At 70.9% G+C, this 25,782-nt stretch carries 17 protein-coding genes; 11 read left to right on the top strand and 6 right to left on the bottom strand.

The window, feature by feature from the left end; genetic code table 11:
• Positions 1-27 precede the first annotated feature (27 nt).
• Positions 28-249, top strand: coding sequence for a hypothetical protein (locus tag ACSP50_RS13000; RefSeq protein ID WP_155123489.1), 222 nt, complete (start codon positions 28-30; stop codon positions 247-249).
• A gap of 3 nt (positions 250-252) precedes the next feature.
• The gene (locus tag ACSP50_RS12995) at positions 253-1,197 is read left to right on the top strand and encodes a hypothetical protein (RefSeq protein WP_014689948.1); all 945 of its coding nucleotides are present in this window, start codon (positions 253-255) and stop codon (positions 1,195-1,197) included.
• A gap of 275 nt (positions 1,198-1,472) precedes the next feature.
• Here the strand turns inward: ACSP50_RS12995 and ACSP50_RS12990 are convergent, their stop codons facing one another.
• A complete protein-coding gene (locus tag ACSP50_RS12990) occupies positions 1,473-2,516 on the bottom strand; it encodes a glycoside hydrolase family 26 protein (protein ID WP_014689949.1) in 1,044 nt (347 codons plus the stop codon).
• A gap of 214 nt (positions 2,517-2,730) precedes the next feature.
• On the opposite strand from ACSP50_RS12990, the gene ACSP50_RS12985 reads away from it, so the two are divergent.
• The gene (locus ACSP50_RS12985) at positions 2,731-3,846 is read left to right on the top strand and encodes a dipeptidase (RefSeq protein WP_231956920.1); all 1,116 of its coding nucleotides are present in this window, start codon (positions 2,731-2,733) and stop codon (positions 3,844-3,846) included.
• Between the two features lie 804 nt (positions 3,847-4,650).
• On the opposite strand, the gene ACSP50_RS43910 is transcribed toward ACSP50_RS12985, so the two are convergent.
• Positions 4,651-6,735, bottom strand: a complete 2,085-nt coding sequence (locus tag ACSP50_RS43910) for an APC family permease (protein WP_014689952.1) — start codon at positions 6,733-6,735, stop codon at positions 4,651-4,653.
• A gap of 108 nt (positions 6,736-6,843) precedes the next feature.
• Between ACSP50_RS43910 and ACSP50_RS12970 the strand changes: the two genes are divergently transcribed.
• Together ACSP50_RS12970 and ACSP50_RS12965 are read left to right on the top strand one after the other, a co-directional pair.
• A complete protein-coding gene (locus ACSP50_RS12970; protein WP_014689953.1) occupies positions 6,844-7,110 on the top strand; it encodes a hypothetical protein in 267 nt (88 codons plus the stop codon).
• 303 nt (positions 7,111-7,413) lie between these two features.
• Entirely contained in the window at positions 7,414-9,714 is a 2,301-nt protein-coding gene (locus tag ACSP50_RS12965; protein ID WP_014689954.1) for an immune inhibitor A domain-containing protein, read from the top strand.
• On the opposite strand, the gene ACSP50_RS12960 is transcribed toward ACSP50_RS12965, so the two are convergent.
• Positions 9,684-10,379, bottom strand: a complete 696-nt coding sequence (locus ACSP50_RS12960) for a cyclase family protein (RefSeq protein ID WP_014689955.1) — start codon at positions 10,377-10,379, stop codon at positions 9,684-9,686. The two genes, ACSP50_RS12965 and ACSP50_RS12960, sit on opposite strands and share 31 nt — an antisense overlap.
• A 68-nt stretch (positions 10,380-10,447) precedes the next feature.
• Between ACSP50_RS12960 and ACSP50_RS12955 the strand changes: the two genes are divergently transcribed.
• The 4 genes from ACSP50_RS12955 (at position 10,448) to ACSP50_RS12935 (ending at position 16,975) form a co-directional block, all read left to right on the top strand.
• Positions 10,448-11,098, top strand: coding sequence for a MerR family transcriptional regulator (locus ACSP50_RS12955; RefSeq protein WP_231956919.1), 651 nt, complete (start codon positions 10,448-10,450; stop codon positions 11,096-11,098).
• Entirely contained in the window at positions 11,095-13,758 is a 2,664-nt protein-coding gene (locus tag ACSP50_RS12950) for a VIT domain-containing protein (protein WP_014689957.1), read from the top strand. Before ACSP50_RS12955 ends, ACSP50_RS12950 begins: the two co-directional genes overlap by 4 nt.
• Before the next feature lie 152 nt (positions 13,759-13,910).
• Positions 13,911-15,212, top strand: coding sequence for an IS256 family transposase (locus ACSP50_RS12945; RefSeq protein WP_014689958.1), 1,302 nt, complete (start codon positions 13,911-13,913; stop codon positions 15,210-15,212).
• A 1,331-nt stretch (positions 15,213-16,543) separates the two neighbouring features.
• Positions 16,544-16,975, top strand: a complete 432-nt coding sequence (locus tag ACSP50_RS12935; RefSeq protein WP_043511432.1) for an RICIN domain-containing protein — start codon at positions 16,544-16,546, stop codon at positions 16,973-16,975.
• A 393-nt stretch (positions 16,976-17,368) separates the two neighbouring features.
• Here ACSP50_RS12935 and ACSP50_RS12930 read toward each other — a convergent pair whose 3' ends face one another.
• The 3 genes from ACSP50_RS12930 to ACSP50_RS12920 form a co-directional block, all read right to left on the bottom strand.
• Positions 17,369-18,964, bottom strand: a complete 1,596-nt coding sequence (locus ACSP50_RS12930; RefSeq protein ID WP_014689960.1) for an amidohydrolase — start codon at positions 18,962-18,964, stop codon at positions 17,369-17,371.
• An 88-nt stretch (positions 18,965-19,052) separates the two neighbouring features.
• Complete coding sequence (locus tag ACSP50_RS12925) at positions 19,053-20,948, bottom strand: L-lactate permease (RefSeq protein ID WP_014689961.1); 1,896 nt, start codon at positions 20,946-20,948, stop codon at positions 19,053-19,055.
• A gap of 230 nt (positions 20,949-21,178) precedes the next feature.
• Positions 21,179-23,098, bottom strand: a complete 1,920-nt coding sequence (locus ACSP50_RS12920) for an ATP-binding protein (RefSeq protein ID WP_014689962.1) — start codon at positions 23,096-23,098, stop codon at positions 21,179-21,181.
• 427 nt (positions 23,099-23,525) lie between these two features.
• Between ACSP50_RS12920 and ACSP50_RS12915 the strand changes: the two genes are divergently transcribed.
• The gene (locus ACSP50_RS12915) at positions 23,526-24,164 is read left to right on the top strand and encodes a DUF6230 family protein (protein ID WP_014689963.1); all 639 of its coding nucleotides are present in this window, start codon (positions 23,526-23,528) and stop codon (positions 24,162-24,164) included.
• Positions 24,165-24,244: 80 nt separating this feature from the next.
• Complete coding sequence (locus ACSP50_RS12910) at positions 24,245-25,777, top strand: DUF6114 domain-containing protein (RefSeq protein ID WP_014689964.1); 1,533 nt, start codon at positions 24,245-24,247, stop codon at positions 25,775-25,777.
• Positions 25,778-25,782 lie beyond the last annotated feature (5 nt).

Here is a 25,782-nt window from a genome sequence, read left to right as displayed (position 1 = left end):
TCACCGGGCCCGCTCTACACTCCCGCGGTGATCATGAGACTGGACACGGCCGTCGATCGCCATCGGCGGCCGATCGTGCTGTTCGCCCTCGTGTGGACGATGCTGGCGGTCGCCGCCCGCCGGCTCGGCCACGCCGACGACGCCACGGCCCGAGAATCCGTCCACGTTCTCGCCGCGGTGGCCGCGATCGCGATCGGCGCGGTGCTCATCGACGCGATCCGCGGTTTCCGGGCCCGGGCCCGGATCTGACCGATGCTCGCCGAGATCTCCGCGGCCGCCTACCGGCTGCGCCTGCCGCTGGTGCTGTACTCCGCCGTCCTCACCGTGGCGACGGTGGCCGCAGGCCGGCTGAGCCCCGCCCCGATCGGGCCCACCGTGGCGACGCTGGCGCTGGTCGCCGTCGCGGGCGTCACCGCCGTGCTCGCCCTCGCCGTCATGGCCGCCGCGCAGCGGACCGGCTCGCAGCGCCCCGCGCTGATCGTCGACGGCGCCTTCCACACACCGCGCCCCGGCACGTTCCCGCTGCTGGCCGTCGCCATGCTGGGCCTGGCGGGCGCCGCCGTGGTGGCCCCCGCCGAGGCCGGGCAGGCCCGTCCGGTGTTCTGGGGCGCCGGCGCCTTCGGCGTGCTGACGCTGGCCTGCTGCGCTCGGGCCATCCGCCACGGGATCGGCCTCACGCTCACCCCGCACGGCCTGCACGCCGACAAACACACCGGCTCGGTGACCATTCCGTGGGAAGCCGTCGACCCGCGCCGGGTCTGGAGCGGACCGTTCGAGGTCCGGCTCCGGTACACCCGGCCCGACCTGGTCCGCACCACCGGTTGGGTGGTCAACCCGCACCGGTTCCGGGTCGACGGCATCGCCACCGGATTCGTCGCCGCGACGATCCAGCACTACGCCGCCAACCGGACCGAACTGGTCCTGATCGGACAACCGGCTGGCCAGCTGCACCCGGCCACCGAGCCGGTAAGCCCGCCGCGGTCCGTCGAGCCGTGGAACCTCAGCAGCGTGCTCCCGCTGTTGGCGCTGGCCGCGATGACCGGCGCCGGCGCGGTCGCCGCGGACGTCTGGGCCGGCCGCCGATGGGGCGACGTCTCGGTCCCCGGCCTGGTCGCACACCTGCTGGCGATCCAGGCGCTGCTGGCCGCGGCCCTGCTCGCGAGGGGATCGATCAGGTTGCTGCGCCGGCGCGGCTGACATCGTCGTACCCCTGTTCGCAATTCCCGGCATGGTCAGCGCCCGATTCCGGACCACACGCCGGTAATGGACCGCGCCCCGATTCCGGACCGCACGCCGATACCAGACCGCTCCCCGATTCCGGGCCTGGCCGAGGTCGCCGCCCGTTCCGGCACCACCCGTCTGATCAAGGCGGCAAGGCGCCTGCTCCATGAACCCACTTTTTCGCCCGAAATACGGAAACGCCGCCCGGGCGGGGGACCCGGACGGCGTTTCCTCAGGGGGTGAGTAAAGATTCAGCCGAGCTTCACGTCGAAGATCGGGTTGGCGGCCAGCTTGCGGAACGCCTTCAGCGACGCCGCCGAGCTGTTGATGCTGATGTCGCGGTCGCCCTCGTCGTCGTGCTTGGTGTCGAAGTGCACGATCGCCTTGATCGCCGGACGCTTCTGGAGCTGGTCGATCACGCTGTTGTAGACGAACGACTTGTCGGTGGCCCGGCCGACCCGGTGGTACGCGCCCCACTCGGCGACCATGACCGGCTTGTCGGCGTGCCTGGTGGTGGCCCAGTCGTACCAGCCGAGCGTGCCACCCTTGGCCTTGCGGTCCAGCAGCGCGGAGAAGTCGCCGTAGTGGTAGTAACCCTTCTCCACGGAGACGTAGGAGTCCAGGCCGACCCAGTCGACGACGTCGTCACCGGGGTACAGGTCGGTCCACCACGACTGCGCCATCCACTTCTCGTTGCCCATGTAGGCGACCACGTTGATCACGTTGGTCACGCCCTGCGCGCGCAGCCGCTCGATGGTGTGCCGGTACATGGCCGCGAAGTCCTTGGCCTGCATGCCGGAGCCGGACCGCGGGATGACGTCGTTCTCCGGTTCGTGGTTCAGAACCAGGAAGAATTTCTTGCCGTACGCCTTGGCCCGCGCCGCGAAGGCGTCGATGCGCTTGTCCTGCCCGCCTCGGGCCACGGCGGCCCAGGTGGTGCCGTACGCGATCTTCCAGTTCTCCAGCAGCACCCGCGGGTGCGCGCTGTCGGCGGTCATCGCGATCTCAGCCTTGGTCGGAAACGGCTCGTTGCCCTTGTGGTACTGGTGGAAGATCGTCGCGGTCCGGCCGCTGGCGTTCTCCCAGTCTTTCAGCGCCTTGTCCCGGGGCGCGCTGGTGAAGCCACCGGCCGCGCCTCCCCACAGAACGCCACAGGTCGGGACCAGCTTGGCGCCGGTCACACATCCCGCGTCGGCAGCGTGCGTAGCGGCCTGTGCCGGCGTGGCCGTCGCGGCGCCGAGTCCGGCGACGAGAGCGGTCAGCGTCAGTACGGTCTTGCGCAGCGTCGAACGCATCAAGATTGGCTTTCCCCCCGAGTCTGTCCAGCGGTGTTGCCCGCCGGGCATGTGAAAGAGATTCCGGGACGCCGGGTGCGCGCCGAGTGCCCGTGCCGGTGCGGGCCGGTTGCGGCTCCCGGCTCGCCGGAATCGGCCTCGCCTGCTTGCTTCCGGGCGCCGGTCCGGGTAGCCAGGAGGAATGTGGATCTTCGATGGGCACAATGATCTGGCTATGCGCCTGCGCGGGTGGCACGGGTCGAGCACGGCGGGTCTCGACGGTTCACGTCCGGAGTTGCACACCGATCTGCCCCGGTTGCGTGCGGGCCGGGTCGGCGCCCAGTTCTGGTCGGTCTACGTGCCGTCGTCGCTGCCGGAGCCGGAGGCGGTGACGCATACGCTGGAGCAGATCGACGTCGTGTATCGGCTGCTGGCCGAGTATCCGGACACGCTGGAGGCGGCGCGCACGGCTGACGACGTGGAGCGGATTGTCGCGGCCGGCCGGATCGCGTCGCTGATCGGTGTCGAGGGCGGGCATTGTCTGGCGCGTTCGCCCGGCGTGTTGCGGTCCCTGGCGCGGCTCGGCGTCCGCTATGTCACGCTGACCCACAACCATCACACGGCGTGGGCGGATTCGGCTGCGGCGCCGCCGGTGTCAGGCGGCCTGACGGCCGAGGGGCGGGCTCTGGTACGCGAGATGCAGCGGATCGGTGTTCTGGTCGACCTGTCGCACGTGGCTCCGGTCACCATGCACGCCGCGCTGGACGAGGCCACCGCCCCTGTCATCTTCAGCCATTCCGGCGCCCGTACGGTGACCGACCATCCCCGCAACGTCGCCGACGACGTGCTGGAGCGCCTGCCGGCCAACGGCGGTGTGGTGCAGATTCCGTTCGTAGCCTGTTTCGTCTCTCCTGCCGTCCTGGATTGGCAGCGCGCGGCGGACGAGGAGTGGCAGCGTCTGGGCCTGCCCCCGGTGCAGGACACCTGGCCCCGGGCCCCTCGCGCCGGCGAGTCCGATCCGCCCACGGCCACCATCGCGGACATGACTTCCGAACCCGCCTTCCTCCCCTGGCTGGCCGCCCACCCCCGCCCGGACGCCACCGCCGCCGAGGTCGCCGACCACGTGGACCACGCCCGCGCTGTAGCCGGCATAGATCACATCGGCCTGGGCGGCGATTTCGACGGAACCCCGGACGTCCCGATCGACCTCCCCGACGTCGCCGCCTACCCGGTCCTGCTCACCGAGCTGGAGTCCCGCGACTGGTCCCGCACCGACCTGAGGAAGCTGGCCCACCACAACGTCCTCCGAGTCCTCCGCGAGGCAGAACAGCACGCCACCGCCGATCTCTGACCCCACCCATCCGCGCCGGTCCCACCCACGAACGCCGGACCGGAGCACCCCACTCTGAGCCGAGCCCCGCCTCCCTCGAAACGCGGCCCGCCTCCCCCTGAGCCGCGGCCCACCTCCCCCGAAGCCGCGGCCCACCTTCCCCGAAGCCGCGGCCCACCTCCCCCGAAGCTGCGGCCCATCCAGCTCGGACCAAGGCTCGCCCTCCCCGAAGCTTGGAGGCACGGGCGTTCCTCGGACATCAGGTAGGCGGGCGCCCTCGTGGTAGCCCGGGCCTCGAGCATCGGATGGATCGGCGAGCCTGGCGACAGTCACCGGGCTCAGACACCGGGCTCAAACACCGCCACGATCCGCGGCCACACACCCCTGCGGGTCCTCGGGCTCAGACACCGGGCTCAGACACCGGAGGGATCGGCGGACGCCGTGACGAAGCGGCTTCGGAAGCGGCCGGCGAGCTCCACCGACCGAGCCGCCAGATAACCGAGAGTGACCATCCTGGGCGGCGTGCGTACGCGCCGCCCAGGCGCCAGCCCATGGTGAGGGCCGAAGTTCGCGGATCCGCCGGCACCCGACGGGTGGGTTCGGATGCCGGAGCACCGGCGGATCAGCCGGGGTATTGCCGTAAAACTTCTTGGGCTTCACGACAACTACCGGATGTTCAGCGGTGTGGCCCGCATGAACGTGAAGATCATACGGTTATTCAGCGGGGAGTCCAGTGGCCGGGGTGAACCCATCGACAACGACCTTAGCGATGAGACGGGCAGGAGCGACAAGCAGGCCCCATGACATACCGTCCGTCACCCATAGTTAACTGACCGGCGGATTTCCGCCTTCTTCCGGCTCCGATCCACCCACTGTCGGCTTGGTCACTCCACCGCCGTCCGTCCCCGCCGGCCGCGCCCGCTCGGTCCGCCACCCCGCCGCCTCCCCGGCCACAACATCCGCCGGGCCACCGTCCGCCTCCCCAGCCGAAATCTCCACCGGGTCACCCGCCGCACCCCGAACCGCCTCCGTCCGCGCGACCACATCCGCAGGCGCACCCGCCGCCGCCTCCCCGAGCGCCTCCGTCCGCGCGACCACATCCGCAGGCGCACCCGCCGCCGCCTCCCCGAGCGCCTCCGTCCGCGTGGTCACACCAGGCTTGGCCCCCGTCACCGGCATGCCCGCCGCCATGGTGCGGCCGGCCGCATCCGGCTCCAGCCCCGAAGCCGGAGTTCCCACCGCTGCCGACCGGCCGACTACGTCCGGCTCGGCCGTTGGCGACTTGCCGGCCGCCTCGGGCTGGGAGGTCACATCCGGCGTGACCGTCGTCGCCGGGTTCGGGGTTGCCGGGCCGGGGGTTGCGCCGAGGCCGACGGTCGCGGGGGCCGCGTCAGCGATTTCGAGCCTTGCGGCGGCCTCCGGCTTCGCGGCGGCAGCCACACCGTTGAGGCGCTGCGGCGGGACGACCAGGCCGGGCCTGTCGGCTTCCGGTGGCAGGCCGGTGCCGATCGCGGCGTAGACCGCCGGCCGCTCCCGGCGCAGACGCCGCCCCCACCAGACGCCGAGCAGATAGACGCCGAGGAACGCGATCGGCGGCAGCCACACCTTCACCAGATTGTCCGAATCCAGCAGCTCGCCGAAGAACGCCACCGATAGAAGCAGCATGAGGACCAGGAAGACCGCGGCAATCCACGGCGCGGCCGACCGGCGCCAGGTCGTCTCACCGTGCGTGTCACGCCGGAAGAATCGGACCACTGCGATCGACGCGATCGTCATCAGCGCCAGCACGCCGAGGCCACCGGAGACCGTGCCGAGGAAGAACAGATCACTGGTCGGGTTCAGTACCAGCGCCGCGAAGATCACCAGAACGATGAACGCCAGGCCGGACTGGGCGATCGAGGCGGCTACCGGCACGTCGTCACGGGTGCGGGCGAGCGCCGGCGGCAGCACGCCCTCCCGGGCGACAGTCAACGCGTACCGCGCGACGGTGTGATGGAAGGCCAGCATCGCGGCGAACAGGCTGGTCGCGAAGAAGACCCGGGCCAGGTCGATGACCGCGGTCGGCAGGTATGGCCCGGGCAGCACGAAGAACAGGTCGTTGAGATATCGCGCGGCCACATCGATGATCTTGTCGGGCCCGGCCACGACGGACATCGCCCAGGCCGAGCCGCCGTAGAGGATCGCCGCGACGCCGAGCGTCATGAAGATCGCCCGGGCGACGGTACGCCGGGGGTCGCGCGCCTCGGCCGCGTAGACCAGTGGCGACTCGAAGCCGACCATCCCGGCCACCGCACCGACCAGCAGCGACACTCCACCGGCGCTGGCGATCAGGCCCGGATTGACCGTGTCGAACGCGACCGATCCGCCGTCGGGATGACCGACCATGACCGCATCCAGGGTCAGCACGATCAACACTTCGGCGCCGACCAGCACGGTCAGGATCCGGGCGTTGAAGTCGATCTGCCGCAACCCCAGGACGCTGACGACCGCCCAGCCCAGCAGCGCCCAGACGATCCACGACATCTTCAGCCCGAAGATCGCGGCGGCGTTGTGCGCGGCGACACCGAATGCCCCGTACAGACCGATCTGCATGGCGTTGTAGGCGAGCAACGCGATGAACGCGGTGCCGACGCCGGCCGGCCGGGTCAGGCCCTTCGCGGCGTAGGCGTAGAAGGCACCGCTGTTCGGCACGTGGCGCGCCATCGCGGTGAGCCCGACCGTGAAGATCGCCAGGACAACGGCGACCAGCACGTACGCGACGGGGATGCCCTTCTCTTTCACTTCCCCGTACCCGAGGGGTAGCGCCCCGGCCACGACGGTGAGTGGCGTCATCGCGGAGACCGCGATGACGAACACGGACCAGGTGCCGAGTTTGCGCGAGTTCTGCTCGGTAAGCCCCGTCTCTGCCACGGCGCCTCCTGTCCACAGCGGATCAGTGCCAGACGCCGAAGATATCGAAACTACCCGATCTTGGGGCGAGTTGTTTTCGTCCCGTCCGACACGAGTAGATTCGTGCCTATGCCCATCGGTCCGCAACCACCCGGCCGCCGCGGCACTGTCGAGGAGCCGTACAGCCCACTCAACCTCCGGCTCGTCCTCGCCGCGTTCGGCATGGTGGTCTGCGCCGCCCTGTCCGCGATCCTGTTCCGCGCCGGCTGGACTCTGCCCGGCTGGTTGCTCGCCGCCTGGGCGGCCGTCGCCGCCGTCGACATCCTGGTGATCCAGAAGCGCCGCCGGGCCCGCAACCGCGCCGAGCAGGGCAGGAAGCACAGCCTCTTCGAGTGACACCCCGTCGTGTCCCCGAACCGCCCACATCCGTGTCCACGCCGCGGGCGCCGCGGATGCGATCGGCTGAATGATGGCCGAACCTTCCTGCTCGACGACGGTTTCCGATGCCGTGCGAGGCGATTCCGGGCCCACGCGGCAGGGGGAGTGCGATCCTGGAGAGCGGCCGCCGACGACAGGTGAAGCGTGCAGGGCGGATGCTTCATGATCGACTGCGCGTGTTGGTGCCATATGCACCTTTAGGCAGGTAACGTCCGCTTCGTGAACCGCACCGGATTTGCCAGTCTCACGGCAGTCGTGATCATGGCCCCGCTCCTCACCAGCCCAGCCGAGGCACAGCCGCAGCGGCCGCTCACCCCGGCCGTGCACGGGCACGCCGGGGTCCTGCCGGAGATCGACGGCCGGGGCCTCACCCGTACACACCTGCGTCTCGGTGGCAAATTCCTGCCGCAGGCGCGCTATCGGCCGCAACCCACCGCCCGCCGCGCGCCCGCGGCCACCCCCGCGGTCGGCACGGTCCGCAGCTGGGTGGGGTTGGACGACACCGACGGCGACCTGTACCGCAAGGACTACACGTTGCGGGCGGTCGGCAGGCACATCGAGGTCTGGGTGGCCAAGGACATCGCCTTCCCGGCCGGCGACTGCCGTAAGAACTCCACCGAGGTGACCGACGCCCAGGTCGCCGATCTGGTGACCCAGTTCGACACCAACATCTACCCGAAGGAGACGGCGACGTTCAGCACGCCGCCGGACCGGTCGGGCGCGCACCCGGGGATGGCCGGCGACTTCAGCGGTGACGGCGACAAGACCGTGACGCTGGTCGACAACGTCCGCGACGACAACTACTTCCATTTCCCGGAACGCCCCACCTACATCGCGGGCTTCTTCTCGGCGCAGCTCAACGAGTTGTTCGACCGGAACGTGATGACGATCGACGCCTACGACTGGCAGCACCGGCTCGGCGCGGACCCGAAGAATGAACCGACCGACGACCTGTGCACCAGCCGGCCGGCGCGGCCGCGGATGTACGAGGGCACCTTCGCCCACGAGTGGCAGCACCTGCTGGAGTACTACCAGGACCCGGCCGAGGTGGACTGGCTCAACGAGGGGCTGTCCGATTACGCGCAGACCCTGGTCGGCTATGTGGACCCACGGATCGGCGTGCACCATCCCGGCTTTGACAGCCACATCGCCTGTTACCAGGGTTTCGGCAACGTGAAGACGACCTACAACGCGAATCCGCGGGAGTGCGGCGGCCCACAGAACTCGCTGAACCTGTGGGACGAGGGCGAGCCCAACGAGGTGCTCGCCGATTACGGCATCACGTACGAGTTGATGGTCTATCTGCGGGACCGGTTCGGCGTGAAGATGATCGCCGAGCTGCACCGCGACGCCAAGCACCAGTCGCTCGACGCGCTGCAGACCGCCCTGCCCAAGGGCCTCAAGGTCGCCGACGTGCTGCACGACTTCCAGGTGATGACCCTGGTCGACAAGGAGGTCGGCGAGCCCGGCGGGACGGTCACCGGAGTGCCGCGCGACCGCGTGACCGCGGCGGAGCTCCAGTCGACGGTCAATCTCGCGAACCCGGCCACCTATGACAAGTCGGGCGCCGCGCCGAACGGGGCGGATTTCATCCGCCTGCCGCAGGGTCTGATCAAGTCGGTGGCGTTCAGCGGGGCGCCGACCCTGCCGCCGACGCCGCTGGCCTGGAAGATCGATGCGGGCCTGCTCTTCTCCGGGAACACGTCGGATCTCGACGAGACCGCGGCCCGTCAGGTCGAGGTGCCGACCGCCGATCCGGTGCTCCGGTTCAAAACCACTTACGGCATGGAGAAGGACTTCGACTACGGGTACGTCACCGTCTCGGCGGACGGAGGCAAGACGTACCAGGCGATCGAGGGCAACAACACGGTCAAGGGACCACTCGGGCCCGCGATCACCGGTCAGGCCGCGGACGTCAAAGAGAATTACGACCTCAAGGCGTACGCGGGTAAGAAGATCCTGCTCGGCTTCCGCTACGTGACCGACGCCGCGGTCAACCTCGGCGGGTGGCACCTCGGCGAGGTGACCCTCGGCGCCAGCAAGATCACCAGTGACTCGCTGGACGGCTGGAAGTCGCCCACCCAGTGGCACCCCATCCCGGTGCGCGGCTGGCACGTCTCGCTGGTCGGGCTGGGCCACCTGCGCGCCGCGGTCGTGCCGATCACCGAGGTCGCGGCGCTGCGCGGCTTCCCGAAGGTCGTCGCGATCGTCGCACAGGACGACCCGACCGGAACGGTCACCCAGTACGCCCCGTACACCCTGACCGTGGACGGCGTCGTCCAGCCCGGCGGCGGTCAGACCGCGACCCCGCCCCCGGCCGCGTCCACCACCACCAAGGGCCACAGCACAGCGGGCAACACCCCGGGTCACGCCACACCCGGCGCCGCACCGAGCCACTCCACCCCGAGCCACCCCACCCCGGGCCATCCCACGCCGAGCCCCACCCGCAGCCGCAGCACTGCGGGCGTCACCCAGGGCCACGCCACACCCGGCGCGAGCCCGGCGCACCCCACGGCCGGCTCCGGCCACGGTCAGCCGGCCGCCGGCGGCACCACTCCGTAGATCAGCGCCGTCGAACCGGAACCGGCCCGGTTGATCTGCCCGCCACACAGGACCCACGCGCCGGTGGCGGGCAGATCTGCGAGATGGGCCAGCACCTCGAGGCTGACCCGGCGGCGCTGATAGACCAGTCGGGAAACCGTGAAGCCGGCGTCGCTGCTGACATCGGGGCTGAACGCGTCCGTGCCGGTGCCGCCCCGCTCCCCCAGCCGGCCGGTCTCCACCAGCCAGCGCACCGTCTCCGGGGCGAACCCGGGATGCCGCTCGAAATCCGCGCATCCGAATCTCTCCTCCCACCCGGTCCAAATGATCACGAAAGACTCGTCCGGGATGCGGCCGTGCCGCCCCTCCCAGTCCTGCAGGTCGCCGATGGTCACCGCATATGCGGGGTCGGCCGCGCACGCGGACCGCACGTCGACCTTCACCGCCGGCCGGAACAGGTCGGCCGGCTCCAGCTCGTCGGCGAGCAGCCCGCCCTCGGTGAAGTGGCCCGGAGCGCCCCAGTGCGTGCCGGTGTGCTCGCCGCCGCGCACCGCTCGCAGATAGAAGCCCTCCCCGCCGAGCGTGGCAACGGTGTCCAGCTCGAACGGCGGATCACCGGGAAAGACGCTGATCCGCGCGGGGTCGTTCACGTGCGAGAGGCTCACCAGCCTCAGCCGATCCAGCATGCCGCTCATCCTGCCACGAATCATTGACACTGTCACCATGACAGTGTCATGCTCTGCTCATGTGGACGATGGAGGAGCTGGTCGACCGGGTGCGCACCGCACTCGCCGCGGAGTATTCCGGCGCGCCCAACGGCCGCGTCCGGGATCTGCCGGATCGCCGCTCGATCCGGTGGTATTCGACGATCGGCCTGGTCGACCGCCCCCTCGGCACGCGCGGCCGCACCGCGCTCTACGGCCCGCGGCATCTCATGCAGCTCGTCGCGATCAAGAGACTGCAGGCGGCCGGACGCACCCTCGCCGAGATCCAGGCGGACCTGAGCGGGGCATCGGACGAGTCGCTCACCGATCTGGCCCGGGTGCCGTCCGAGCTGCTCGAGGCCGATCCATCGCCGCCGCCCGCGACGCCCCGGCCGCCGTTCTGGAAATCGCCACCCGCTCCTCAGACGGCACCGACGCACGCGCTCGATTGGGCCTTCCCACAGTCGGAGGCCCCCTCAGGCCTCGCGGAGGTGCCATCACCGGCCGGCGACCCGGGCACGGCGCCGCCGATCGGCGCCGACGCCCTACTTACCGGGGTGCCGCTCGGCTCAGGGCTGATCCTGCTGGTCCCCGGTTCATTTCATCTCGATCGCATCGACCGCACCCAGCTCGCAACCGCGGCCCGGCCCCTGCTCGACCTGCTCGCATCCCGTGGGCTCACCGATAGGAGAGATTCGTGATTATCTACGTCAATCCGATGGGGCCGGGCGAGCTGGAGCGGGTCAGGCCGGCGCCCGGATCCGGGTTCGGCTCGTTGCGCACCGACCGCGGCAATCTGCCTCTCGACCGGCTCGACGTGCAGGCCGCGATCAGTGGGCTGGTCGCCCGCACCGAGGTGACCGCCGAGTTTGTCAACACGCACGACACCGCCCTCGAGGCGACCTACGTCTTCCCACTGCCCGACCGGGCCGCGGTCGTCGGCATGACGATGACCGCCGACGGCCGCACGGTCACCGCCGAGCTGCAGGAGCGTGCCGCCGCCCGCGAGCAGTATGACCAGGCCGTGGCCGCCGGTCAGCGGGCCTCGATCGCCGAGGAGGAGCGGCCCGACGTGTTCACCATGCGGGCCGGCAACATCCTGGCCGGCGAGCGGATCGTCGTGCGGCTGAGCCTGGTCGGCCCGATGCCGTTCGAGGACGGCGCCGCCACCTACCGTTTTCCCCTGGTCGTCGCCCCTCGCTACATTCCGGGTGCACCACTCCCCGGCCCGTATGCCGGGGACGGCCAGACCGCCGACACCGACGCGGTGCCGGACGCTTCCCGCATCTCCCCGCCGGTGCTGCTGCCCGGATTTCCCAACCCCCTGCGACTGTCCCTCGGCGTGACCGTCGACGCGGCCGGTCTGGAGCTCGGCGAGGTCCGCTCCAGCCTGCATGCGATCTCCGAGGAGGGCGGCACGCTACGGATCGCTCCGGGCGAGCGGGCCGACCGTGACTTCGTGCTGCGTCTGGCCTACGCACCGGGTGGCAACACCGCGGTGGCGGTGCCCGACAACGATGGTGAGGAGGGGACGTATCAGATCGTGATCCTGCCCCCCGCCGGCGACGTGCCACCCCGGCCGAAGGACGTGGTGCTGCTCCTCGACCGTTCCGGCAGCATGGGCGGATGGAAGATGGTGGCCGCCCGCCGCGCCGCGGCACGCGTGATCGACACCCTGACCGGCGCCGACCGCTTCGCCGTGCTCACCTTCGACCACCAGGTCGAGCGCCCCGACGGTGTGGAGCCGGGGCTGAGCGAGGCCACCGACCGCAATCGGTTCCGCGCGATCGAGCACCTGGCCCGAGCCGACGCCCGGGGCGGCACCGAGCTGCTCACCCCACTCACCACCGGGCTCGGACTGCTCGCCGACAGCACCGGACGGGACCGTGTCCTGGTGCTGGTCACCGACGGTCAGGTGGGCAACGAGGATCAGATCGTCCACGAGGTGACCCCACTGATCGGCAGCACCCGGCTGCACACCATCGGCATCGACCGCGCGGTCAACGCCGGCTTCCTCGGGCGGCTGGCCGCGCTCGGCGCCGGCCGGGCCGAGCTGGTCGAGAGCGAGGACCGGCTGGACGAGGCGATGGAGCACATCCACCGGCGGATCGGCGCTCCCGTGGTCACCGGGCTGTCCCTGACCGCCGATGATGTCACCGCGCTGGAGGGGACGCGCAGTCCCCAGCGACTGCCCGGGCTCTATCCGGGAGTGCCGCTGGTGGTCACCGGCCGCTATTCCGGGTCGACGGCGGGGACCTTCACGGTGACCGGGACCACTCGGGACGAGCAGGCGTTCCAGGCCACCATCCCCCTGCGGGAGCGTGCCGAGCCTGCGGTGACCAAGCAGTGGGCTCGGGCCCGCCTGCGCGACCTCGAGGATGCCTTCGCGGCCGGCGACCACACGCTGGAGCAGCAGATCGTCGAGACCTCCCTGCGTTTCGGCGTGTTGTGCCGCTTCACCGCCTATGTCGCCGTCGACGAGCGCGTGGTCAACGAGGGCGGCGAGGTCCGGCGCGTGACCCAGCCCGTCGAGATGCCCTCAGGCTGGGAGTCCACGGCACCCCCGATGGCCGCCGGCATGATCCTGGCCTCGGCGTCCTCTCCGTTCCCGGGCGGACCGGCGCCGGCCGCACCCGGGATGTTCCCGCCGGCACCGCCGATCCCGGGCGGCCCGGTGCCGAGCCGCCCGCGCTTCGCCCCGGCCAGCGCCAAACTGCGTGCATCCCACCGCCAGCCGGACGCGTTCGACGACGCCAGGCTTGCGGGTCAGCCTCCGATTGTCGGCGGCCCTCCGCCCTCCGCGGACAGCCCCGCTTCACCTGCGGCCAGCCCACCCGCACCCACCAGCGACGCATCGACCCCCGCAGGTGGCTCATCGGCACCCACCGGTAGCGTGCCGGCGTCCGCAAGCGGCCCGACGTCTCCCGCAGGCGGCCCGCAGTCTCCCGCAGGCGGCCCGCCGTCTCCCGCTGGTGGCGTGCCGCGATCCGCAAGCGGCCTCCCGGCCGGCGGCGGCCGGGTTTCCCCGCGCGGTTTCGGTCGGTCGCGGCAACCCGCCGACGCCGGCATCCCGCTCGCCGACATCCGGCAGCTGGCCACGGTCGAAGCAGGACGGTTGCGCGACGCCGCCGACCACCCCGACTACGAGCGTCGCGACCTGCTGGACGACCTCGCCAGCCGCCTCACCGTCCTGCTGACTCCCCTATCCGGCGACGACTTCGGTCCCTTGCAGGCTCTGATCACGCTGCTGAACGGCAACGCCCCACTCGCCGAGAAGTGGTCCACCGCCCTGCGGGTTCTGACCGAATTCGGCGCACCCACCTCACCGAAACGAGCGACCAAGCCCTTCTGGAAGCGCTGACACCACTACGCCCGCTGGAAGCGCTGACACCACTACGCCCGGGCGTCCATTCCGGCCGCCCGGGCCCCACCGACCGAGCCGCGCCTGCCGTTGCCCGCTCATGCGGGACTGTAAAACGAACGGTGTAACTCCTGATCAAGGAGACGCACCTGATGACGGTCATGACGGATGCCGTGGATACTTCCGCGGTGGCGAAGAAGAAGACTCCGGCGAACACGCCTGAAGGCGTGGACGCCGAACTGGTCGGCCGGCTGGTCGAGCAGGCCCGGGCTGCGGGCCTGCAGCTGACCGGTGAAGGCGGCCTGCTGCAACAGCTAACGAAGCGGGTGATCGAAGCCGCGCTGGACGGCGAGATCACCGACCACCTCGGTTATGAGAAACACGACCCGGCCGGCAAGGACGGCGGGAACTCCCGCAACGGCACCCGTGCCAAGACCGTGCTCACCGACGTCGGCCCGGTCGAGATCACCGTGCCGCGGGATCGAGACGGCTCATTCGAGCCGCAGATCGTCAAGAAACGGCAGCGGCGGCTGACCGGCGTCGAGGACATGGTCCTGTCGCTGTCCGCCAAAGGCCTGACCACCGGAGAAATCAGCGCTCACCTGGCCGAGGTCTATGGCGCCGACGTCTCTCGCCAGACGATCTCCACGATCACCGACAAGGTCATGGACGGCATGGCCGAATGGCAGAACCGGCCCCTCGACCGGGTCTATCCGGTCGTGTTCCTGGACGCGATCAACGTCAAGATCCGCGATGGGAAGGTCGCCAACCGGCCCATCTACGTCGCTCTGGCGGTCACCGTCGAGGGCACCCGCGACATCCTCGGGCTGTGGGCCGGCGACGGCGGTGAGGGCGCAAAGTTCTGGTTCAGCGTGTGCACCGAGCTCAAGAATCGTGGCGTCGAGGACGTGCTGATGGCCGTCTGCGACGGCTTGACCGGCCTGCCTGACGCGATCAACACCGTCTGGCCCAGGACTGTGGTCCAGACTTGCGTGGTGCACCTGCTGCGCAACTCGTTCAAGTACGCCGGCCGCCAGCACTACGACGCGATCGCCAAGGCGCTGAGGCCCGTCTACACCGCACCGACCGAGGCCGCCGCCGAGCATCGGTTCCTGGAGTTCGCCGAGGCCTGGGGCGGGCGATACCCGGCCATCGTCCGGCTCTGGGAGAACGCCTGGGCCGAGTTCGTGCCGTTCCTGGCGTTCGACGCCGAGATCCGCAAGGTTGTCTGCTCCACGAACGCCATCGAGAGCGTGAACGCCCGCATCCGCCGGGCGGTCCGGGCCCGCGGGCACTTCCCGAATGAGCAGGCCGCCCTGAAATGCGTCTACCTCGCCGTGATGTCCCTCGACCCGACCGGCACCGGCCGCCGCCGCTGGGCGATCCGCTGGAAACCCGCCCTCAACGCCTTCGACTTCGCCTTCGAAGGACGACTCACCGCAGGCCGCAACTGACCTTCAACAACATCGAGTTACACCGTTTTCTTGACAGTCCCGCTCATGCCGCTCCGGCCGAAGTCGTGCGGCGTCGCTCAGGTCGTGACACGTCAGCCAAGGGTGATTGTTCAGCAGGCTTCGCAGCCGGTTCGGTCGTCTCGAACCGGTCCGTGCAGATCGAAACCCGCGCTGTGTGGGCGGTCCGCGCCGATGTTGCCGTGGAGCGCTGTGGCGCTCGGGCTGCCGGAGAGGGTGAACGGTGCGGCGCGACTGCGGGCGGCATGGGGAAAGTACGCGCTGCACGCCGGGGTGGCGACTCGGTGGCACCCCGGGGAGTGGCGGTGTGGCTTGGAAAATGCGGCTCGCCAGTGAGCTGTGACACTTCGGTGGGATGGCTCGCGCTCGGAGGCATAGCCGCTGTTCATGGCGGTAGAAGGGCTGGCTGCAGGGGGTGGTTGACGGTCCGGACGGGGGTGGGGTCGGCCGAACGGGGCCCGCGCGGGGTGGGCTGGGCCGGTAAGTTGGTTCATCGATGTCGATCGGGGGGGGTGGGTCTGTCCGTGGACGACGAGGATCTCGGTACTGACCAAGACCCGCTGCTGGTGCGGCCGTTTGTCGCCCAGGAGGGGGGCGCCGGGGACGCTGAGGCTTCCGGGGCTACCTGGCCGGCCGGGGCGGCGCCGGACTCGGTGACCCAGGTGCTGCCGGTGTACTCGGGCGGCTCGGGGCCGGGAGGATCGAGCGCCTCCCGGTCGGGTGGCTCCGGGGCGGGTGGCTCCGGGGCGGGTGGCTCTGGGGCCGGTAGCGCTGGGGCCGGTGGAAACCGGTTCGGGTCGGGCGGCTCGGGAGTGGGTTCGACAGCTGGGGCACGGGCTGACGGGCTGGCGCGGGCTGATGGGCCCACACGCGCTGACGGACGGACACAGGCTGGTGGGCGGGCACGGGCTGACGGGCCCACACGCGCTGACGGGCCCACACGCACTGACGGGCGGACACAGGCTGGTGGGCGGGCACGGCGGTTGTTCGGGACGCGGCGGCGGCCGGTGCTGGTGGCCGGGGTGGGTGCGGGTGCGGTGGTGGTTCTGGCGGTGGCCGGGTATGCGGCTCTGCGGCCCGAATTTGATCCGGCGCTCTCCGCGGACCTGCCCCGACCCTCGTTTCCGGCAGTAACCGGGCCGGGGACTACCGAGGCCACGACTACCGCCGCGGGGACCGCCGGGGTGGTGGTCGGTGCGCACGGCGGCACCGGGACCGGTGGTGGTCCGGGGGTGAACCGGACTGCCACGCCCACAGCCGCGGTGAGTGTGACGCCTAGCAGGATCGGGGGTTCGGCTTCCGCGGCGGCGGGCGTGAGCTCGGCGGCCAGCGCCGGGGCCCAGGCGCCGGCGGCGGTCGTGGTGGGTTCGGGTACGGCTGGCACCGGCATTCTGGTCAGTGGGAACGGGCTCTGCCTCGACCTGCCGGGGGCGGTCCCGGTCGATGACAGTGTCATCCAGGTGTTCGACTGCAACCGGTCGGCTGCGCAGGTGTGGACGCTCGGAACCGACGGCACGCTGCAGGTGATGGGCAAGTGCGCGCTGTTGGTGGGTGACAGCACGGTGCACTTGACCTCGTGCGACCTACGGACCACGGCGCAATGGCGGATCACCGGCGACCATCAGCTGATCAACGCGGCGAGCAACCGCTGCCTGACCGATCCGTCGCAGGGCGCCCGCCCCGGCACGCGGGTCGTGGTCGTCACCTGCACCGGTGCCTCCGACCAGCGCTGGTCCCTGAGCTGACATCGTCACCACTCCGCATGCCGGTGCGGGCGTCCCGATCTCCTCGCCCGACACCGAACGGCGCCGGCTGAGGCCGGAACGCATGCATTTCCCACGCACCCTCGGCATCAATCCCGGCCGATGCAGGGCCAGCGCTGAAGCCCGCACAGACCAACCGCCGGAAGCCCCGCAGAAACCACCGGAAGCCCGCGCAGAGGAACCGCCGGAAGCCCGCGCAGAGAGGCCGCCGGGAGCCCGTGCAGAGAGGCCACCCGAAGCCCGCGCAGAGAGGTCGCCGGAAGCCCGCGCAGGGAGGCCACCCGAAGCCCGCGCAGAGAGGTCGCCGGAAGCCCGCGCAGGGAGGCCACCCGAAGCCCGTGCAGAGAAACCGCCGGAGCCTGCGGCGAGAAATCCTCAACCGTCCGCGGCGAAAGATCCTCCGAAGAGAACGTCCCCCTCCACCACGGTCATCACCACCGCCGACTCGGCGAACTCATCCGCATCCACCCCCAACGGATCCAGCTCGAACACCGAGAAATCCGCCCGGCATCCGGCCGCGATCCGCCCCGAGTCCCCGATCCCCGCCGCTTCCGCCGCCTGCGACGTATACCCCTCCAACGCCATCCGCGCCGTCAACCCCTGTGCAGGCAGCACCGGCGACGTGTCCACCGCCCCGGCCGGCCGGCGCAGCCGGGCCGCCGCCAGGATTCCCCGCGGGTCGAACGGCGCGATCGGCCAGTCCGATCCGAGCACCAGCCGTGCCCCGCTGTCCCGCAGGTCCCGAGCCCGAAACGCCCGGTCGGCCCGCAGTTTCCCGAGCCGCCGCGACCAGTTGTCGGTGTGGTCGGCCCGGGTGTGATGGGTGCAGTGGGTCGGCTGCATGCTGGCGGTCACGTCGAGTGCGGCGAACCGTCCGATCAGGTCGCCCGGCATCGTTTCGAGGTGTTCGATCCGGTGCGGCACCCGCTGCCGCGGCAGCCGGCCGACGGTGTCGAGCGCGTAGCGGATCCCGGCGTCGCCGATCGCGTGGCTCACCGTCGGCACCCCGTGCCCGGCGAGGTGGCGGGCCGCGGCGGCGTATTCGCCCGGGTCGGGCCAGATGCTGGCGGTCGACTCGCCGAGACTGTCGGGTTCGTCGAGCCACGCGGTGCCGCCGTCGACCGTACCGTCAATCATGAATTTTGCTCCTTCGACCTGCCAGCGCCGTCCGTGCAGGCGCTGTTTGGCGACGATGTCGGCGAGGTCGGCGCCGGGTGTGACCAGCGGCGCGCACCGCCACCGCATCGGCAGGTCACCGGCGTCTTCGAGGGCGCGGAACAGCGCGAGTGAGTCCTCCTCGAAGTCCATCGCGTTCGCCGCGGTCAGCCCGCTGGCCGCCATCCGGGTCAGCAGTTCCCGGAGCCGGCGGAGCCGGGTGCCGGGCGGGTCTGGCGGCAGGACGGCGCGCACCGTTTCGACGGCTTCCAGTTCGAGCAGACAGCCGGTCGGCTGCCCGTCCGCGTCGCGGACGACGCCGGCGTGCGACCGCGCGGCCGGCCCGGCGATGTCCAGCGCCCGCGGGCTGACCAGCGCCGAGTGCGCGTCGAAGAACCGCAGGAAGACCGGCACGTGCGGGCCGAGCACCTCGATCAGCGGCGCGGCGGTCAGTGGCGCCCCCTTGAACGCGTCCGGATCCAGACCCCAGCCCTCCAACCAGCCGTCCGGCGCGGCGCACACCGAGGACGCGGAACGCAGAGCGTCCTTCAACCCCGCAAGCGTGTGTACGCCGGACAGATCCAGGCCGCGCGTCAACCCGATGCCGTGCACCGGGTGGGTGTGCCCGTCCACCAGCCCCGGCGTGATCGTCGCCGTGCCGACGTCGATGATCCGGGTGCCGGGACCGCGCCAGTCCCGCACGTCGGCCCGGTCGCCGAGGGCGGTGATCCGGCCGCCGGCGACGGCGACCGCGGTGGGCCGGATTCCGGGGGTCAGGGTGTGGATGCGGTCAGCCATCAGGATGAGGTCGGCCATGCCCGGGACTCCTCACGGACGGTGGTCAGGCGGATACTCACCCAGGCATACCGCGCCGGGCGTCCCCGCGTTCAGTACCCGGAGGTGGCTATCCCGGGATCATCCATCCCAGGATCGGTGTGCTCTGCAGCGTGACCAGCACACACATGCCGAGCAGCAGCACCGCGCTCCAGAGGATGACCTTCCGGAAGATGTCCCCCTCCCGCCCGGCCATCCCGACCGCACCCGCGGCGATCGCCAGGTTCTGCGGGCTGACCATCTTGCCCAACACCCCGCCCGACGAGTTCGCCGCGGCCAGCAGCAGCGGATCCAGCCCGGCCTTCGCCGCGGTCTGCACCTGCAGGGCGCCGAACAGCGCGTTCGCCGAGGTGTCCGAACCGGTCACGGCGACGCCGATCCAGCCGAGGATCGGGGACAGGAAGACGAACACGCCGCCGGCCGTGGCCAGGAACGCCCCGAGGGTGTTCGTCTGTCCGGACTGGTTCAGCACGTACGCCAGGGCCAGCACCGCCATCACGGTGACGATCGGCTGGCGGAGTTCGGCGTACGTCCGACCGTAGGCCCGGGCCGCCGCACCGGGGCGGACCCGCAGCACGACGGCGCTCAGGATGCCCGCGATGATCAGCAGGGTGCCGGCGGCCGGCAGCCAGCCCAGGGTGAAGTTCGTCGAGGACAGCGGTTTGCCGGTGGCACTCAGCACGTGCAGGCCGGGCCACGCGAAGATCACCGTCCAGGGGGATCGCGCCAGCGCCGACTTGACCGGCCCGAGGTTCGCGATCGCGAAGATCACGATGATGATCAGGTACGGAGCGTAGGCGCGGGCCACCTCGGCCGGCGCATCCCGGCGCAGTCCGGTTCCGCTCAGCAGGCTCCCCTCGACGGCGACGTCCCGGCGCTGGGCGGTTCCGGTCGGCGGCCCTTCCCCCGCGGAGGCATCCCGGCGCGCGACGGTTCCGGTCAGCGCGCCATCCCCCGCCGAGGCATCCCGGCGCGCGACGGTTCCGGTCAGCGCGCCATCCCCCGCCGAGGCATCCCGGCGCGCGACGGTTCCGGTCAGCGCGCCATCCCCCGCCGAGGCATCCCGGCGCGCGGCGGCTCCGGTCAGCGGGCTTGACCCGACGGCGCGAGCCGGCTGCCAGAGACGCAGCAGCAGGACCACCGCGGCGGCCGCCGCCAGCGAGGCGACGATGTCGGTCAGCGGCACCGACAGATGGTTCGACGCCACGAACTGCGCCACCGCGAAAACCAGACCCGCCACCGCCGCCGCCGGCCAGGCCTGCCGCACCCCGCGGCGGCCGTCCACCACGAAGACCAGGATAAGCGGTACGACGAGGGCCAGCACCGGGGTCTGCCGACCGACCATCGCCCCGAGCGTGTCGGTGGTCAGTCGCGGGTCGTTCCCGGCCCCCGACGTCACCGTCGCCAGCGTCACGATCGGCGTGGCCAGCGCCCCGAACGCGACCGGCGCCGTGTTCGCGATCAGCGCCACCGAGGCCGCCCGGATCGGCGCGAACCCGAGCGCCGTCAGCATCACCACGGTGACCGCGACCGGCGTCCCGAAGCCGGCGAGCGCTTCGAGCAGCGCCCCGAAACAGAACGCCACGATGATCGCCTGAATCCGCATGTCCGGGCTGACCCGTTCCATCGATCGCCGCAGCACGTCGAAATGCCCGCTGACAACGGTCAGGTTGTACACCCAGATCGCATTGATCACGATCCACAGAATGGGGAAGAACCCGAATGCCGCACCCTCGCTCGCCGACAGCAGCGCCTGCCCGACCGGCATCGCGTAGCCGGCGATCGCCACGACCAGCGCCACGACCAGCGAGATCACCCCGGCCAGCCACGCCCGCACCCGGAACACCCCGAGCAGCAGAAAGAGCGTCAGCAGCGGGAGCACCGCGAAGATCGCCGAAAGCCTCACCGAATCCGAGACCGGGTCCACCACGATCCGGAACCCACCCGCAATGATCTGATCCGCCATGGCAGCCATCCAGAGCCGTCGATCCCACTTTCCCGCAATCTAGCCCCCGCCCCGCCCCGGCGAAACCCGCCCGCACGGCGGACCGGTCACCGTCCGGGCGCCCAGGGATCCGGGAATCCGCCGCCCCGACCTCCGGGGGCGGCTGACCGCGTACGCCGCAATCGGAGGCGGTCGCGACCCCGAGCGGATCGTGAGTGGGCCGCAGATCCCCCCGGTGGCCCGAAAGGGCCTCAGGAGACCGGCAGGGCCACCGGCGCCGGAACAGCCGGCAGGGTCACCGTGAAGGTCGTGCCGCGGCCGACCACCGACTGCACCGCGATCGCCCCGCCGTGGTCGCGGACGATGTCGCGGACGATCGCCAGGCCCAGCCCGGGGCCCTGGACCGCCTGGTCCATCGCATTGCCGGCCCGGTGGAACGGGGTGAACAGACCGGACACGTCCTCCGGCGGGATGCCGATGCCGGTGTCGGTGACCGTCACCGTGACGTGCCGGCTGTCCGCGTCACAGCCCCAGGTGACGCTGCCCCCGGCGGCGGTGAACTTGATCGCGTTCTCCAGCAGTTTGCGCAGCGCCCGCTGCAGCTGCGTGCGGTCGCCGCGAACCCAGGCGGGCGCCGCGTCGAGAGTGACCGCCAGGTTCTTGGCCTGGGCGGCGGCCTGCAGCTCGGCGTGCACGGTGGTGGCCAGGACGGCCAGGTCGAGGGGTTCGGTGACCGCGTCCACGGCGGTCGCCGGCCGGTCCAGCAGCAGCAGGTCGTTGATGGTGTCCTGGAGGCGGTGCCCGTTGCGTAGGATCGCATTGAGCGACCGGCGCTGCATCGGGTTCAGTTCCTCGTCCTCGTCGGCGAGCATCTCGGCGTAGCCGAGAATGCTGGTCAGCGGCGTGCGCAGCTCGTGGGTGACGGTCTGGATGAAGACGTCCTTGCGCTGGTCGAGCATCCGCAGCTGGCCGATCAGCAGCTCCTGGTGCACCCGGATGCCGAGCTGGCGCAGCGCCCGTTCGATCTCGCCGGCCACGCTGGCCAGCAGGCGGTGCTCCGGGGCGGTGAACTGGGGCAGGAACTCGCGGACCACCAGCACCCAGCCGCCCGGGCAGTCGGGGTCGCCGCCGATCGTGACGGCCAGGCCGCCGGCGCGGATCGCGGGCTGCCCGGCGGGCATGTCCCGGATCCCGGTGACGGCGTCCGGCGCCGGGTCGGGCGCCTCCGGCGGCCAGCGGACCGCGATCTGACCGGTACCGGGGACGAACAGGTTGCCGTGCACGGCGTCGGCGCCGAGCGCCCCGCCGATCCGGGCGACCACCCGGTGACCGACCTGCGCCGGGTCGGCGCCCTCCTGCTGCAGCTCGGCGACGACCGCCTGGCAGAGCCAGGCGCGGGCGGTGCGGGCCTGCTCGGCGGCGAGCAGTTCCTCGGTCTGCGCGGAAAGATCGTTCAAAGCTTCGATGACGGTACGCAGTTCCGCCGCGCCGAGGAGCTCGGCGCGGGCCGACCGGTCGCCGGCGGCCTGCCGGCGGATCGTGTCGCCGAGCCGGGCCAGCGGCACCAGCAGCTGTCGCCGGCTGACCCGGACCAGCAGGTAACCGGCGGCGAGCACGGCCAGCACCAGCGCGGCCGAGCCGGCGCCCAGGATCCGGCTCCGGCGTCGGCCGGCCGCGTTCTCGGCGTGCTGCTCGGCGGCGATCGCGTCGTCCGCCGCGGCGTTGAGTGCCCGGACCCGGTCGAAGAGGTGTTTGCCGAGCGCCGGATCGGTCCGGGTGGCGCGGGACTGCCGGTCGATCACCGAGGCGGCGTACTGGGCGAGCCAGTCGTAGGCGGCCTGCCGCTCGGCCTCGACCAGCTCCCGGACCTGCGGGTCGCGGGTCTGTTCGGCGGCGGTGCCGAGCGCGGCGAGGGCGGCGCCCCGGCCGTTCTCGTAGGGCTCCAGGAAGAGCCGCTCCCCGGTGAGCTGGTAGCCGCGCACCCCGGTTTCGGCGTCGGTCATCCGTTGCAGGGCGTGTTGATTGGCCTCGCGGGCCGCGGCGATCCGGGCGGACCGGCGGTCGTGGTCGTCGCGCAGCCGCCCGCCGGTGCCGAACTGCACCACGAGGAACGCCGTGAACAGCCCGAGCAGGGCGGCGAAGCCCAGGTTGAGCCGGCGTTGCAGTCTCACGCCCCTCACATCGGCAGCGACCCGGCCGGACTTACCCGTTCGGTGGAGGGTCGACCTCGGCGAAGTGGTGGGAGACAGCGATTTCTGAGAGATCTCTGGATTTCGTTACCGATCCGTGACCGACGATGTCTCGTCACTTGTGGTGATTGCCACACTCAGGAAACCGGACCACTTGTCCGCTTTACCGCCGGTATTTCGGACACCGCGGACAGCGGCATCACGCTGCGTTAACAAGATCAAGTGATGTGGGTTACTGACTAGTAGCCATGGCCCTTGTAGTCACCGTGCCGGGGCGGCAACATTTCCCGAACGTTACGACGACGGCATCGACTCGCCTCTCTGTTGACGGTTGGCAGAAGTGTCGCCCGTCGATGCGAGCCATCAACAGCAGGCCGGTACCGGCCGTCACTCTTTTATAGGAGGATCCGTGGAGGATTCGCAGAGCGCTCCGGCCACCGGACGGACCAACTGGCGCCGGTTCGCCGTCGCCGTTGGCGTGCCGACCGCCGTTGCGGCCGGCCTGGTGGTGGCGCTGCAGACGGGCGCCCTGGCCGCCAACTTCGTCATCTCCGGCACGCAGTTCAAGCTGAGCGCCGACACCCTCGAGGGCAACGGCTTCACGCAGTACAGCGACGCGCTGGTCGACGGCAGCGGCAAGCCGCGCGCGGCCGCCATGTCCGGCATCTCGAGCGCGACGATCACCAACCTGTGCCAGTCGGTCTCCCAGAAGACCCCGCTGGGCACGATCACCCTGCAGATCAAGGCGGCGACCGGCGTCAAGGCGTCGGACGACGACTCGAAGAAGGTCCAGGCCTCCAACCTGCTGATCGGGATGTCCGAGCTGAGCGGCGACGCGACGTTCACCAACATCGAGATCGGTCGGGACGCCGGCAACCTCAACCGGGCCGGCGACGCGAAGGGTGCGGTCGGTGGTTTCGGTCAGCAGGCCGAGCACGTCACCATCAACAGCCTGAAGCAGCAGGCGTACTCGACGTCGGCCTCGACGTTCAAGCTGACCGGGATGAGCCTCAAGCTCCTCACCGGCGACGGCAACGAGTGCTACTGATCTAGTTCCACCGGGGCTCGCGGAGCACCACCCCGCGAGCCCCACCCCTTTGTGTGACCTTTTTTCCTGGAGGACGACGAGTGGCGACGGACGATTTCTGGAGCAAGTTCCGCCGGTGGCGGCGCGCACGGCCGTTCTGGTCGGGTCTGCTCCTGCTTCTGTCGGGCCTGGAGCTGCTGTACAGCTCGAACCTGTCGCTGGGCAACCTGCAGATTCACATCGGCCCGCAGGGCTTCCTGTCGTACCTGCTGCCGATCCTGATGCTGATCTGCGGCGCGCTGGTGATGTTCTCGCCGGCCCAGCGGATGTTCTACGGCATCGTCGGCCTGCTCACCGCGCTCTACTCGTTCATCGGGCTGAACCTCGGCGGCTGGTTCATCGGCATGCTGCTCGGCATCGTCGGTGGCGCGCTCGCGCTCTCCTGGTCGCCGGCGCCCCACCGGCCGGCCACCGCCCTGCAGGGCCCGCTCGACTTCGCCGGACCGTCCCAGGGCGAGCCGGTGCCGGCCGAGGGCACCGACACCCGGCACCTCGAGGTTGCCGGGCACGACGACCGGCCGCACGAGCAGCCGGTGGTCAGCGACCCGAGCATCCTGCCCGGCCTGGCGCCCGAGCCCGAGGGTGAGGACCCCCGCGGGAGCCTGCCCGGCCCGCGCCGCGGCCTGAACCGCAAGGCGCTCGCGATCATCACCCTGCCGATCCTGGTCGGCGCGACCATGCTGATCGGCAGCCGGCTCCCGGCCAGCGCCGACGACTGCCCGGCCGGCCTGCCGTCGATCAAGACCTCCGCGTCACCCAGCAAGACCGGCGGCAAGAAGACCCCGGCGACCATCCCGGCCCGGCCGGCCGGCAAGACGCCCACCAAGACCGCCACCACCACCACGCCCGCGCCGGCCACCAGCACCTCGGCCGCCGCGGCGTCGAACGACAGCAACCCGATCGTCGACGGCATCCACAGCGTGGTCGACGGCGTCGGCAACCTGCTCGGCATCGGTGGCAACGAGTCGCCCGCACCGAGCGCGTCGCCGTCGGCGTCGGCGAGCAAGGCGGCCGAGCCGGCCGCGACCGGGACCACCGCCCCGGGCGCGGCACCGGCCAAGACCACGGCGCCCGCTCCGGCCAGGACCACCAGCAAGCCCGCCGCCGACTCGGATGTCATCCCGTGCCTCGGCGCCCGCCAGGAGAACGTGGTCGCCGACGGCAGCGTGCCGCGGTCGGCGATCAAGCCGGGCGTCATGAAGGTCGACTCGCTGACCATGTACAACTCGACCTACAAGGGTGTCGCCGACGTCCCGACCGCGAACGGCACGATCAAGGCGCTGCAGTTCGACATGGACAAGGCGGTCAACAAGCCGTTCAGCCTGACCATCGACGAGCCCGGCGACGCGGTCACCACGATCAAGAGCGCCGAGCTGACCACCACCGGCAACGTGCACTTCTACACCCCGAAGATGACCGGCAACCTGTTCGGCCTGATCCCGGTCACCTTCACCCCGGAGCAGCCGCCGCCGCTGACGCTGCCGATCCTCTGGTTCACCAACGTGACCATCGATCTGGCGTTCGTCAGCTGCAACACGCTCACCGGGCAGCCGCTGCAGATCACCGAAAGCTGACATTC

This window comes from Actinoplanes sp. SE50/110, assembly GCF_900119315.1.
Classification (GTDB): domain Bacteria; phylum Actinomycetota; class Actinomycetes; order Mycobacteriales; family Micromonosporaceae; genus Actinoplanes.
Note: the sequence above shows the minus strand (reverse complement) of the source record. Positions and strands in the feature narration are given on the sequence as shown.